Source organism: Pseudoalteromonas sp. MER144-MNA-CIBAN-0113, from assembly GCF_040308965.1.
Lineage (GTDB): Bacteria > Pseudomonadota > Gammaproteobacteria > Enterobacterales > Alteromonadaceae > Pseudoalteromonas > Pseudoalteromonas tetraodonis.
In genome coordinates, this window is the sequence record NZ_JBEOOG010000046.1 from 1 (window position 1) to 14,354 (window position 14,354).

Consider the following 14,354-nt stretch of genomic DNA (forward strand, 5'->3'; position numbering starts at 1 on the left):
TGTCATGAACCCAATGCGTGGAATTTAAGTGTTCACGATAAAACCGGAATCGGTGTTCACCATCACCGGAATACGCAGCAAAGGTATAAAATGCCTATCTTTGGCTACCATTGGACGCGGGAGCAAGAAAGAGCGAAAAAGCAGCATTATCATGTGGTAGTTATTCTTGATGCTAACAAAGTATGCTACCCAAGTAAGATAAATGAATTTATTTTAGAAATGGGAAATACATTGGGTGTGCGTCCATGGATACCAAAAAATTGTTTTTATAGATTTAAACGAAATGAGCATGATAAAAAGCAAGGCGCTATATGGCGTATGTCTTACCTTGCTAAAGCCAGAGGTAAGGGCTACAAACCACCACAAACCAAAAACCATGCATCTAGTAGGGTTAAGCCTAAGCAAATTAAATAGGTGTTTTCGTAAGTCACAAGCAGCCTAATAGCTTATTTTGATATGACCTACCTCACAAAACCTCATTAAAACTTAGTATAACTTAACTATTTTCATGAACGGGCGTACTAAATAATCACCACAAAACTTGTTAAAACCTGACTTTTATTTACGAAAATAAACCTATTTAGGCTTTTTACGGAGAGATATGCGCAAGGGTTTATTGAGTCCTAAAAAAGAGAGCTATTATTACGATTCAAGTAATGTAAGCTTTTTACCATTAGACTTGAAGCCGATCTCTTACATTAGTTTACCTGTTTACTGGCAAGCCGTTTATATATAAGTGTTACCATAACTTATTGGCTTGGTAAGTTTATTCAAGCCCAAACTTACCCTACGATTCAAATTAAGGAAAGCCATGAGAGTCTTATTAGGTGTTATATTTTTACTCTTTCTATCCCCTTCAAAAGCGACAACTATTACAGAATTGTTTAGCGATGGTGTTTTTGGTACTCAGTGGGGGGATTCGTTAGAAACGGTTTTAGCCAAATATCCAAAAGCGAAGAAAAAAAATATTAGTGATATCGTTTGGTTAGAGTTAAAAGATTCGCGTAAGGTTTTTGAGATAGACAGAGACAGGCAAAGATTACACTTTTCGTTTGACTCAGAAATGAGATTAAGTGGTGTTGGTGTTACTTTTGATACTGACAGTTATATTACTTTAACAAATAAGCTAACTACTATGTTTGGTGATTTTGAAAAGCCAAATATGGCTTCTGCTACGCTCGTATGGAAACACAAAGAAACATCTATAAGCTTAGCTTTAATACCAGCAACATTTGGTATGGAGACAATGTTAAGTGTTGGTTACAGTGGCTTAGATAAGCCAGAAAGCGACAAAAAAAGTTTAGGTTTTAATTAATTTGTTGAGAGGGAATTTATGAGAAATATATATTTATTAATTTTTGTGCTTTTTAGTTTTCATTCAGTGGGCAAAGAATATTACATTGATGAATATGAATTTAAATGGGTTGTCACAGAGTTTTCAGGCGCTAGTCTTGCCGTTATCAAAACTGATGAGACAACTTATCTTAGATTAACTACTAAAGGTTCAGCTTATAAGCAATTACGTCTTACTGAACATGAAGCTAAAGAGTTATCGATTGCGTTACAGAAGACTCGAGAATATTTTAATGAGCAAAAAGGAACAACAAAAGACGTGTCAGCAAAGTTAATGGCAGCCGAGTATGAAGTGAGCTTTAGTTCATCACCAAAGTATGGCTTTTCAGTTTATATACGTAAAAAGTCGGGTTCACTTTTTGATTCAATTATTCTTGATAAAGCAGAAGCAATAGGTTTACAGCCTTATTTCGAGCAAGCAGAAGAATTAATTAACTTTGTAGATACAAAGATAAAAATTTAATGTAATTATTATATTCAGGTTCAGCTGCAAAACGCGAATTTGAACCCACACAAAAACAAATAGTCACAACAATGGTAACAACAAGTGGTTTCTTGTAGGTGGGTTTTGTTATTTTTCAATTGGTTATATGTTTAGTTAAGATTCCCCCAGCTCCACCAATAACGGTTTTTAAATTCGTTTGTTTAAAAACCCTAAAAAACCCGCAACTTGAGCAATCAAGTCGCGGGTTTTTTTATGGCTAAAATTATTGAATTTATTGTGCTTTGGTTTATCTTGCGAACCCCGAACCCCGAACCCCGAACCCCGAACCCCGAACCCCGAACCCCGAACCCCGAACCCCGAACCCATACCACTAATAGACTAGTCGCTTACTTGTCTATTAGTTGTATTATGAGCTTATGATTAACTGCGGGTATGGGTATGTATATTTTTACAGCTGAACACATTTCGCCTTTGATCTCGCTGTTACTTATTTTACTGGCGGGGTTTACTTCGTTCGTATCGGCGGCTTTTGGTGCGGGTGGTGGATTAATGTTGCTGGTGGTAATGGCGTCGGTTATGCCGATGGCAGTGGTTGTGCCGGTACATGGATTGGTGCAGTTAGGCTCTAATGCCAATCGGTTGTTGTTAAGCATTGCTCATCTTGATAAGCCGATGTTGTTGTATTTTACTCTGGGTGGGTTAATTGGCGCGGGGTTGTCAAGCCAAGTAGTGAGCGATATTAACCTTGATAGCATGAAGCTGTTTGTGGCTTTATTTGTGATTTATTTACTGTGGGGAACAATCCCTGAATTTAATAAAGACTCACGATTAGGGCGTTTAATAGCGGGTGTAATTACGGCATTTATTTCTACTTTTGTGGGAGCAAGTGGGCCTCTGGTTGCGAGTTATTTACACATTAATCATTACGATAAGCTTAAATTTACCGCGACTTTTTCAAGTATTATGACCTTGCAGCATAGCTTAAAAGCCGTTGTTTATGCGGGGCTGGGTTTTAGCTTTTGGCAGTGGTTGCCGTTAACACTGGCGATGATTTTAAGCGGAGCCATTGGCACTTGGCTAGGGATTCGTTTACTTAAGCGGTTATCGGTGGCACGTTTTAGGGTTATTTTTAAAGTTATTTTAACCCTGCTTGCCATACAGCTTGCATGGCAAGGGATGAATGTAATGCTTATTTAATAGCGGCTTTTATTGGTTTGTCGCCATCAAATACTTCAAATATGCAGCGATTGCTGCCTTGCTCTGTGGCAATAGTAAATAAAACATGGGCTACATTTTCACGGCTAATTATTGCTTTATCGCGATCTTTGGGACGTTCGGTAGAAATAAGTTTTGAGGCATTCTCATTTGTGAGTGAGCCTGGACGTACAATCGTATAATTGAGCCCGCTATTAATTAAATGCCTATCTGCCATATGCTTAGCTACTAAATAGGGTTTTAAATCGCTTTGAATTGCATCTGGATCGTCAGCACCAATAGAGCTCACCATTGTAAAGTGCTTAGCGGCATGCTCTTTTGCGTAATTAATGGCTTTGGTGGCGGCCCATAAATCAATAAGTAAGGTTTTATCTGCGCCGGTGTTCCCGCCTGAACCTGCGGCAAAAATGATATGGTCGCAACCGTGCAGCGCATCGCTAAAATCATTTTCTAAATCTTGCTCTACGATTGTTAAATAGTCGCTATTTAAGTCATCTAATTTACTTTTGTCACGTACTAAAGCCACTACAGGATGTTGGCGTTCAAGCAATAGTTTGGTGGTTAGTTTACCAATCTGCCCACTTGCGCCAATAATTAAAGTCTTACTCATAATTAATTCCTTCTCAATATAGTGTAAAGATTGTTCGTACAAACAGACCTTGGGGTAGGAAATTATTTTTAAAGAGTAAATGGGATTTAAACGAGCTTATTTAAAAAAACATATTAGTGAAAAGTTATTACTTAACTGAGTATTAAAATTAGCTATTTTTTAAGGCGTTTTTTAGAACTTTTTACTCGATCATTATACTTACTCCGGTTACAAAGCTACGGTGGTATAAGCCAATACGTACACTGCGTTCTTGGTAATTACGGTAAAGGGCTTTGTAGGTATTATTACCTTTAAATTTTATTGCGAATAAGGTCACGAACAATAAAGCGGCCTGGGTGAATAGCTTGGCTTACGCGTTCGCTTAGTGGGCGAGGTTCGTTGTTTAAACTACTAATTAAGTGCTCGGCAGATAGCGGTGCACTGCACAATGCTCGCGCGCCAAAGCCGGTAAAAATATGTAGGCCCTGTTGTGGTTTTTTTAATGCTTGGTATTGATAGCGCTTACCCAAACGTAAATTAGCAAATGCATGTGTATAGTCAGTTTGCTCCACCCATTCACCGGCCATAGGTAAATGATCAATAAAACTACAGCGAACAGCGGCTTTAGCAGAGCTAATATCGCCTAAGCTGGTGGCAAATTCAGTGTTGCTATAAAAGCTCAGTAGTTGCTCGCGGTTGGTGTGGTTGTCTTGCTCGGTCACTTCACGGCTTTTACTGTTTTTTTCAAAGGTGGCGCCCATACAATGGTGATCTAAATAAGCGGGGGTGAAATACCCCTTGTGGCATAGTACGGTTTTTAGCTTACGTGATTGCGTGCTTGCTTGAACATGTGACACCTGTCCGCGTACGCCAACAATAGGGAGCGTTTTAGTTTGCGCAAATGCATCGCTGTGTTCACCGGCGCAAATAATCACATCGCTAAAGGGGCCAAATGTTTGTTTTTGCGTGGTTAAGTACCAGCCATCGGGTTGTTTGTTAAGTTGCTCAATGTGGCAATTAAATAAGCTCTCAAACTCATTTAATTGCTGTGCGGCATCTAACATAGCACTGACTAACTGGGGGGGATTAACCCAGCCGCCTTGTTCAAAAAACACCCCTGAGTAACCTGTTTTAACCCCAGCAATAGCATCACCCTCATCAGCAGTCACATTTCGCATAAGCTGTTCTGGCCACAGTTGTTTATCAGCGAGATTTTGATGACGCTCTGCCAATGGTTTTTTTACTGCATGTTGCAGCACACCACACCACTGGTGATCAAACAAAAAGCCATTGTTGAGTAATTGGTTGTAAAGCCGCTTTGCGTATAAAAAACTATGGGCAAATAGTTCACTGTGTGGCGAATTTTTTGCTTGTAAATGCGGATATATCGCCCCTTGTACATTGTGAGATGCCCCCATGGCCGGTTGTTTATCTTGGCAAAATAAGTGGCTTGGTATACCGCGTTTCGCAAGGCTATAAAGAATACAACTGCTGGCTATACCACCGCCAATAACAGCTACATTGGTAAGGGGAGAGAAGTGATGCTCAAAATAGGCGGGGGCCGATTGTTTTGAATTAGCCTGAGCGAGTGTGCCAACTAGCATCTCTCGTTTTCGGCCAAAGCCTTTAGCTTTTTGCATGCTAAAGCCTGCTTCAATTAAGCCACGGCGAACAAAGCCCGCAGCGGTAAACGTGGCTAATGTCGCGTTGCTTCTAGAAATATCAACCATGGCGTTAAATACACTTTGCTGCCACATATCAGGATTTTTACTCGGTGCAAAACCATCTAAAAACCATGCGTCAACCAGTCCACTTTGTGGGTAGCTCATGCTATTAATACATTCCAGCACATCACCAAAGTAGAGGTCGAGCACCACAAGGCCATTGGCAAATTCAAGGCGATGACAACCGGTTAAATTAATCGGGTAGTGGGAGACGAGTTGGGCGCTTAAATGACTTAAACTAGGCCAAGCTTGCAAGGCTTGTTTTAAATCATTTACGCTAAGTGGATATTTTTCAAAAGAAATAAAATGCAGTCGTTGCACTGTATTTGGCTGTTGACTTTGAACTTGTGGGCATTGCAGGTGGTCATAAAACTGCTGCCATGCATTTAAAAAATTAAGCCCTGTACCAAAACCGGTTTCGGCTATAACAAAGTGCTCACGGTCATGATTTTGTAACCGTGACTCTATATTGTTTTGTTGATAAAACACATAATGAGACTCAGCGAGGCCGTCGTCATTAGAAAAATAAACATCATCAAAGTCATTAGCAACCGGTGTCCCTAAATCATTAAAGTGTATGTGGGCGTTTTTTATCATGACCAATTCAATTTTATAGATAATTTTTTAATTATTTTACGTGTTTTCTTTGAAATAGTCTGGCGTTATTTATAAGCTGTAGGTTCAGAGTACAAGTGTACGCTAGAAAGCTGACCACTTAGGTGATTAAATTCGCGTAAAATAGAACACAATTAAGTATTAAGCTAAGGGAATTACCCATGAGAAGAGCCGTAATAACAGGCATCGGTGTTGTATCAAGCATCGGCAATAATAAAGAAGAAGTATTAGAGTCACTAAGAGCGGGTAAAAGCGGTATTGCTTTTAACCAAGAATTTGCTGATTACAAATTGCGCAGCAATGTATCAGGTAAAATTGATATTGATGTTAAAGAGCATGTTGACCGCAAAGCAATGCGCTTTATGGGTGATGCAGCGGCTTATTCTTATATCTCAATGGCACAAGCGATTGAAGATGCGGGCCTTAGCGACGAACAAGTATCAAACGAGCGCACTGGTTTATTAGTGGGTTCTGGCGGCGGTTCATCAAAATGGCAAGTAGAAGCGGCCGATATCCTTCGCGAAAAAGGCGTTAAGCGCGTTGGCCCTTACATGGTGCCACGTACTATGGCGAGCACCACCTCGGCTTGTTTAGCAACGCCATTTAAAATTAAAGGCGTTAACTATTCAATTAGCTCTGCGTGTGCAACCTCTGCGCATTGTATTGGCCATGCCGTTGAGCAAATTCAACTAGGCAAGCAAGACGTTATTTTTGCAGGTGGTGGTGAAGAACTTCACTGGACGCTAGCGATGGAATTTGACGCTATGGGCGCGCTTTCGACTAAATATAACGACACACCTGAAAAAGCATCACGTACATACGATGCTAACCGCGATGGTTTTGTGATTTCAGCCGGTGGTGGTATTGTGGTTGTTGAAGAGCTAGAACACGCACTTGCACGTGGCGCGCACATTTATGCTGAAATTACCGGTTACGGCGCAACCTCAGATGGTTACGACATGGTTGCACCATCGGGTGAGGGCGCAGTACGTTGTATGCGCCAAGCAATGCAAAACGTTGATAGCATTGATTACTTGAATACTCATGGTACGTCAACACCCGTAGGCGATGTGAAAGAGCTAAGCGCTATTCAAGAAGTATTTGGTGGTAACTCGCCAATGATCAGCGCAACTAAAGCAATGACAGGCCATGCACTGGGTGCGGCAGGTGTACACGAAGCCATCTTTTCATTGCTAATGCTTGAGCATGGTTTTGTTGCGCCATCTATCAATATTGATGAGCTTGATGAGCAAGCAGCGGGCTTGAACATTGTAACTGAAGCCAAAGACGTTGAACTAAATACGGTTATGTCTAACAGTTTTGGTTTTGGCGGCACCAATGCCACATTAGTAATGAGCAAATACAAAGGCTAAGTAAACCTTTAACTATTTTAAAGCCGAGCAAAATGCTCGGCTTTTTCGTTTGTGCAAATAGGCGGTTGTTCGTTACAATAGGGTCTCATTTTGCCAAACGGATTCACAATGAAAATTCTTGCCGATCAAAATATGCCTTTAGTTGAGCAATTCTTTAAAGATATGGGTCAGGTTGAACGATTTGATGGCAGGCAATTAACTCCAGAACAACTCATTGATGTTGATGTATTACTGACTCGTTCAGTCACGCAGGTCAATAGTGAATTATTAGCACAGGCTAATAAGCTAAGCTTTGTAGGTACAGCCACTATTGGTGTGGATCATATTGATACCGATTTGCTCAACGCAAAAAATATTGCTTTTACCAGTGCACCTGGCTGCAATGCGATTGCGGTTGCTGAATATGTGATCAGTAGTTTATTTGCATTAAGTCAAGAAAACGCCAGCCCATTAAGCGGGAAAACAATTGGTATTGTGGGTGTGGGTAATATTGGTAGTTGCCTCGCGCAAAAATTAAAAGCGCTTAACGTTAATTTACTATTGTGCGACCCAATTAAGCATGAGCAAGGGCTATTAACCGAGCATGTTGAGCTTGATGAGCTATTAGCGCAGTCAGATATAGTCACGTTTCATGTGCCGTTAGTAAAAACAGGTACGCATAAAACACTGCACATGCTTGATAAAAAGCGCTTAACTACGCTTAAACCTGGACTTACTTTAATTAACGCCAGCCGAGGTGATGTGATTGATAATCAAGCATTACTTGAGGTGATGGAAGCAGGCGCTGAGCTCGATTTAGTGTTGGATGTGTGGGAAAACGAACCTAACATTTTAACCGAGTTACTTGAGCATGTTCGCTATGCCAGTGTGCACATTGCCGGACATACTCTTGAGGGTAAAGCTCGGGGTACACAAATGTTGTATCAAAGCTTGTGTGAGCTAAAAGGGGTTAACGCAATAAAATCGCTTGATGATTTTTTACCGCCTCCTGCAATTAAAAAAGTCGCCCTAGGAAGTAGTTTTAGCGAAACAGATATAGCCCGTTTAGTGCACTTAGTTTATGACGTACGCCGTGATGATGGCATTTTACTGCGTCACTTGGCCGATGAAGGCTTTGACAGTTTACGAAAAAATTATCCAACCCGACGTGAGTTTAGCACTGTGGTGGTTGAAGGTGATAGCACCGAGCTTGCTGCACTTGCGCAGCTTGGTTTTACTACAGCAAACTAATTTAATTAGCACGGTTGTTTTAATCGTGCTTACAGAGGATGAAATATGTCGCAAAAATATAACGTTGCCGTACTCGGCGCTACAGGCCTTGTAGGTCGTCAAATCATTGAAACTTTGGAAGATCGTAAATTTCCGGTCGATCAGCTGTTTTTATTAGCAAGCAGCCGCAGTGCTGGCGAAGATATAAAGTTTCGTGGTGAGACCATAGAAGTACGTGATGTTGAAGGCTTTGACTTTAGCCAAGCGCATATCGGTTTATTTTCTGCTGGTGGCAGTGTATCTGAAAAATATGCCCCTATTGCCGCAGACGCTGGCTGTATCGTTATTGATAACACATCGCACTTTAGAAATGACTTTGAAGTGCCGCTCATTGTGCCAGAAGTAAATGCATCGAGTTTAGCCGATTTTAGAAATCGTAATATTATTGCCAACCCTAATTGTTCAACCATTCAAATGATGCTTGCGCTTAAGCCTATTTATGATGCATACGGCATTGATCGTATTAACGTTTCAACTTACCAAGCGGTGTCGGGATCGGGTAAAGAGGCTGTTGATGAACTGGCTAAACAAACTGCAAATTTAATGAATGCACGCCCAATGGAAAACGAAATATTTCCTAAGCAAATTGCGTTTAATGTAATACCGCAAATCGATAGCTTTGAAGATAACGGCTATACGCGCGAAGAAATGAAAATGGTAAACGAAACGCATAAAATTTTAGGCGATACAACCATTGCGGTAAACCCGACTTGTGTTCGCGTCCCTGTATTTTTTGGTCATTCTGAGTCAATTAATATTGAAACGCGTATGCCTTATGATTTTGAGCATGTAAAGCAACTATTGAGTGATGCGCCAGGTGTTGAGCTAATTGATGATGCTGGCGATTACCCAACGGCTGTGTCGGATGCCAGTGGTAATGATACTGTTTATATCGGCCGTTTACGTGCTGATATTTCACACCCACATGGATTAAATATGTGGGTAGTAAGTGATAATACCCGTAAAGGGGCTGCAACCAATAGTGTACAAATAGCAGAAGAACTGATTGCTAATTATATGTAATTAGCCTGAAAATAGTGATAATTTCAATAAACGGTAAACCACAGTGGTTTGCCTTTTTTTTATGCTTTAACCGCCATTTTTTTGCCACTTATTAACTGAGAGAGTGTAAACATCTTGATAAACAACATAAAAACATTTTTATCATGATGTTTAAGGTATTTATTTTCAATGCGTTGCGATGGATATTATGGCTTAACTGGTTTATAGTTTGTAACTGGAATAGAGCTTGCAATAAAAATAGATTGTAATAAAAATGTGCGTTGGCCACGTGGCTAACAACGGCAAGAATAATCAATGTTTAAGCGCCAATTTTAAAGCGCTGCGTTAACATTTAAACATTAAAGGATCAGCATGCGCGGTTTCGTTTCACTTATTATATTAGCGTCTGCACTGATGGTAACGACTGTTTACTCTCAAGACAGTACCCAATTAAGAGGGCCTAAAGGCGCAGATTACGGCGCGCAGGGTCGCTCTATTGGGCCAATAAAACCAACCGATACACTTTGGCGTATTGCCGTTAAAGTTCGCCCAGATAACTCAGTCAGCATTTATCAAGTTATGCAGGCCTTGTATAACAAAAACCCCAACTCATTTTTAGAACAAAACTTAAATCACATGCAAAGTGGTTCGTATTTAAAAATACCTACTTTGGCAGAAATTAGACGAGTAAACCCGCAATTAGCTAAGCAACGTTCTGAGCAAGACGATGAACTGTGGGAAAAAAAGAAAAATGGCACACTCACTCAAGCAGAGATCAATTCAGCACAAACACAAGTAACCCAAGCCCGCAAAGCAGACGTTGATGAAGCCAAAAAAGAATTACAACAAGAATTAAAAGCTATTAAAACAGATCAAGGTAATAAATTAGTTGAGCTTCAGCAGCAGTTTAAAAGTTCGGTTAGTAACGTAGAAGAGATTTTAGTTGAAAACAACAACCTTAAAAAACAGCTGACAGGTATTTCAAACGAGTTAGAAAACGTTCGTTTACAACTAGGCCAAGATAGTGAAATTCAACAACAGTTAAAAGAATTAATCGTTAAGCAAAATGAGATTATTGCGCAGCAAAAATTAAAAGAGGTAGAGCAAGAGAGTGAATTTAGCTTTGCCGCGCTACTTTCGAATCCTTTAGTGCTGATTTTATTAATGACCATTCCGGCTTTATTGATCATTTTTGCCGTTGTTATGTGGTTGCGTAAGCGTAGTAATAATCAAGAGCCTGAAAGTGACGATGATGAGTTTATTCCTCAAGCTCCAGCGTTTACTGATCCAATAAATGAAGAGCCAGAGCCCATTCTTGATGAAGAAGCGCCAGCTCCCGATCCGCTTGATGATATAAGCGTGCAATTAGACGACAACATGGATGACGTGTTACTCGATGATGATGTGGCATTTAACGATGATCTCGATGATGACAGTTTATTAGATCAAGATGAGTTAGAAAGCTTACTTAATGATGATGTTGTTTTTGAAGATGAAAATACTGAGGGCGATGAACTTGATGTTTTCATGCAACAAGATTTTGATAGCCCTGATGAAGATGACACGGGCGATACAATTAATCTTGACGAGTCGGATGATATTTTAAGTGCGGATGATTTAGATAGCCTGTTTGATGAAGAAGATGACGATTCATTACCAGATGAACCCCAAGGTGAATCGAATGATGATATGGCAGCACTTAGTGAAGAACTTGCTGAAGAGGGCGAAGACTTTAACATTGACGACTTGCTTGATGAGAATAATGAACAAGCAGATGATGTAACAGCACAAGCTGATGATGGCGAGTTTGATATAGACAGTTTACTCGATGCTGAGCAACCAGCTACTGAAGATCAGAGCGAAGAACCAGATATCGACAGCTTAGTTGATGAAGATGACGAGTTTGATATTGACGACTTGCTCGATGCTGAGCAACCGGCTACTGAAGAGCAAAGTGAAGAGCCAGATATCGACAGCTTAGTTGAAGAGGGCGACGAGTTTGATATTGACGACTTGCTCGATGCTGAGCAACCAACTACTGAAGCTCAAACTGAAGAGCCTGATATCGATAGCTTAGTTGAAGAAGACGATGAAGTTGATATTGATGGTTTGCTCGACGCTGAGCAACCAACTACTGAAGCTCAAACTGAAGAGCCAGACATCGACAGCTTAGTTGAAGAAGACGATGAAGTTGATATTGATGAATTGCTCGATGCTGAGCAACCAACTACTGAAGCTCAAACTGAAGAGCCTGATATCGATAGCCTAGTTGATGAAGACGATGAAGTTGATATTGATGAATTGCTCGATGCTGAGCAACCAACTACTACTGAAGCTCAAATTGAAGAGCCAGATATCGACAGCTTAGTTGAAGAAGACGATGAAGTTGATATTGATGAATTGCTCGATGCTGAGCAACCAGCTACTGAAGAGCAAAGTGAAGAGCCAGATATCGACAGCTTAGTTGAAGAGGGCGACGAGTTTGATATTGACGAATTGCTCGATGCTGAGCAACCAGCTACTGAAGCTCAAACTGAAGAGCCTGATATCGATAGCCTAGTTGATGAAGACGATGAAGTTGATTTTGATGAATTGCTCGATGCCGAGCAACCAACTACTGAAGCTCAAACTGAAGAGCCTGATATCGATAGCCTAGTTGATGAAGACGAAATAGATAGTGACGATGTACTAGATACTGAGCAACCAGAAAGTGATGTTCATGATTCTGAAATAGATCATGCATTGGCGGACTCAATTGAAGATTTAACTGACGCGCAAGAAGAGTTAAATAGTGAAGATGTAGAATCTATCGCTTCATCTTTTGCTGAGCCAGAGGTTGCAGCAGAGCCAGAACTTGAAGCAGAGCCTGAACTTGAAGCAGAGTCTGAACTTGAAGCAGAGCCCGAAATCGAGGCTGAGCCAGAAATTGCAGCAGAGCCTGAACTTGAAGCCGAACCTGAAATTGCAGATGAGCCTGAAGTTGCAGCTGAGCCAGAAATTGAAGCCGAACCTGAAATTGCAGCTGAGCCTGAAGTTGCAGCTGAGCCAGAAGTTGCAGCAGAGCCTGAACTTGAATCAGAGTCTGAGCTTAAAGATCAGCCTGAACTTGATGTTGAATCAGAAGATGATTTTACCGATACGTCTTCTAATTTACTTGATCCAGAAGACGCGCTTGATGAGTATAACGATGAAAACCTCGATAGCGTTGATGAGCTACTGAGCGAGTTAGAACAAACAAGTGATGATTATGTAGAAGCACCTGATTGGTCAGTTGATGGCTTAGATGAGCAATCTGAAACAGAACCAGAAGCAGAGCCAGAACTTGAAGCAGAACCAGAGCCTGAGCTTGAAGCAGAGCCAGAAGTTGCAGCAGAGCCAGAAGTTGCAGCTGAGCCAGAAGTTGCAGCTGAGCCAGAACTTGAAGCAGAGCTTGATGTTGGATCAGAAGATGATTTTACCGATACGTCTTCTACTTTACTCGACCCAGAAGATGCGCCTGACGAATACAACGATGAAAACTTCAAAAGTGTCGATGATCTTTTAAGTGAGCTTGAGCAAACAGGCGATGAGGATGAACAAGTACCTGATTGGTCAATGGATGACTTAGACGATGATCTTGATGAAGATGAAATTGATTTAGGTGATGATCCGCTTGCTGGCGATATCCAAAACAATGATTTATCGACAGATGACGATGAGCTATATGAGCCTGAAATAATCACCCCAAGTGAAGAACTTGAGGAGTATCCTGAGTTAGAGCTTGATGATGAGTTGCCTTTATCTGATGAAGAGCATCAATCACTAACACCACAAGAGCTACAAGGTGATAATTTAGATGGTGATGCCACAGGCATGTCACCCAGCCAAGCAGAGCAAGATCTTGCTAATGCACTATCCGCAGGTAACGATCTCGATAGCCTAGAAGATGACTTTGATGATGAGCTGTTACTTAACAATGAGTTTTCAGAGTTAGATATAGAGCAAGCTTTAGATAATGATATTTCAGAGTCTGCAGATCTGACTGAACAAGCTGCAGATGAGCAAGCTGTTAGCACAGACGATGAGTTTGATGATGAACAACTTGATGCTTTAGCTGAATCATCAGAGTTTACTGACGAGCAAACGAACGCTGACCGTGAAGCTGATTTAACGCAAAGCCCAGTATCGCCAGAATCAGACATGATTTCAGATGATGAGCTTGACGATGAGTTCATGGCTGATTTAACACAAACTGATTTTGATGCCTTGCTTAATGAACTGGCAGAACCTGAAAATGTTGATTTAAGTGACAGCAGTGAGTTTGATGTTGATTTTAATAGCTTACTAAGTGAAGACTTAGCTGACGAAAGCGCATCCTCGTTGCAAGAGCCTATTGAGCAACCTGAGGTTACTGAGCCATTAGCGCAGGATGACTTTGTTGATATTGATGCATTGTTAGAGCAAAGCGATGAAGCTGATTTAGATCACGAACCTTACACAGACGTCGATATGGATGTTGGTTTAGGTGAGTATGATTCACTTCTGGCTGGTGATAACCCTATGGATGTTGATACCCAAAGCGGGGGTTACTCAGCTAAGCTTGATCTTGCACATGCCTATATTGAGATTGATGATGCAGACTCAGCAGTTAAAATCCTGGATGAGATCATTAATAATGGCCCAGACGATGTGCAAGAAGAAGCACAAAATCTAAAAGCTAAGCTGAAAAACTAACAATAGCTAAGTCCTGGAAAGGATAACTAAGCTGTAAAACCCGTTATTGGCTAACA

Annotated in this window: 10 protein-coding genes; 8 read left to right on the plus strand and 2 right to left on the minus strand. The window is 40.9% G+C overall.

Features of this window, described 5'->3' with window-relative positions:
• The 4 genes from AAEY57_RS12455 to AAEY57_RS12470 form a co-directional block, all read left to right on the plus strand.
• On the plus strand, nt 1-414 hold a 414-nt coding region (locus tag AAEY57_RS12455), incomplete at its 5' end, for a YagK/YfjJ domain-containing protein (protein WP_350607976.1).
• Nucleotides 415-811: 397 nt separating this feature from the next.
• Nucleotides 812-1,315, plus strand: a complete 504-nt coding sequence (locus AAEY57_RS12460) for a hypothetical protein (protein ID WP_350607977.1) — start codon at nt 812-814, stop codon at nt 1,313-1,315.
• A gap of 18 nt (nt 1,316-1,333) precedes the next feature.
• Entirely contained in the window at nt 1,334-1,816 is a 483-nt protein-coding gene (locus AAEY57_RS12465) for a hypothetical protein (RefSeq protein ID WP_350607978.1), read from the plus strand.
• Between the two features lie 420 nt (nt 1,817-2,236).
• Nucleotides 2,237-2,995 (plus strand): sulfite exporter TauE/SafE family protein, encoded by a 759-nt coding sequence (locus tag AAEY57_RS12470; RefSeq protein ID WP_350607979.1) that lies wholly within the window; start codon nt 2,237-2,239, stop codon nt 2,993-2,995.
• Here AAEY57_RS12470 and AAEY57_RS12475 read toward each other — a convergent pair.
• Together AAEY57_RS12475 and mnmC are read right to left on the minus strand one after the other, a co-directional pair.
• The gene (locus tag AAEY57_RS12475; RefSeq protein WP_075169642.1) at nt 2,988-3,623 is read right to left on the minus strand and encodes an SDR family oxidoreductase; all 636 of its coding nucleotides are present in this window, start codon (nt 3,621-3,623) and stop codon (nt 2,988-2,990) included. The genes AAEY57_RS12470 and AAEY57_RS12475 overlap by 8 nt on opposite strands.
• 290 nt (nt 3,624-3,913) lie before the next feature.
• On the minus strand, nt 3,914-5,923 hold the full coding sequence (gene mnmC / locus AAEY57_RS12480; protein WP_350607980.1) for a bifunctional tRNA (5-methylaminomethyl-2-thiouridine)(34)-methyltransferase MnmC2/FAD-dependent 5-carboxymethylaminomethyl-2-thiouridine(34) oxidoreductase MnmC1: 2,010 nt from the start codon (nt 5,921-5,923) through the stop codon (nt 3,914-3,916).
• A gap of 179 nt (nt 5,924-6,102) precedes the next feature.
• Here mnmC and fabB point away from each other — a divergent pair, with 179 nt between their 5' ends.
• From fabB to AAEY57_RS12500, 4 genes are all read left to right on the plus strand, one after another.
• Nucleotides 6,103-7,314: a beta-ketoacyl-ACP synthase I gene (fabB, locus tag AAEY57_RS12485; protein WP_350607981.1), complete on the plus strand. Its 1,212-nt coding sequence runs from the start codon at nt 6,103-6,105 to the stop codon at nt 7,312-7,314.
• 108 nt (nt 7,315-7,422) lie between these two features.
• Nucleotides 7,423-8,544 carry a 4-phosphoerythronate dehydrogenase gene (locus AAEY57_RS12490; protein ID WP_350607982.1) on the plus strand — a complete coding sequence of 374 codons (1,122 nt, stop codon included), beginning with the start codon at nt 7,423-7,425 and terminating at the stop codon, nt 8,542-8,544.
• A gap of 45 nt (nt 8,545-8,589) precedes the next feature.
• Nucleotides 8,590-9,606, plus strand: coding sequence for an aspartate-semialdehyde dehydrogenase (locus AAEY57_RS12495; RefSeq protein WP_350607983.1), 1,017 nt, complete (start codon nt 8,590-8,592; stop codon nt 9,604-9,606).
• Between the two features lie 351 nt (nt 9,607-9,957).
• On the plus strand, nt 9,958-14,298 hold the full coding sequence (locus AAEY57_RS12500; protein WP_350607984.1) for a FimV/HubP family polar landmark protein: 4,341 nt from the start codon (nt 9,958-9,960) through the stop codon (nt 14,296-14,298).
• The last annotated feature ends 56 nt before the right edge of the window (nt 14,299-14,354 follow it).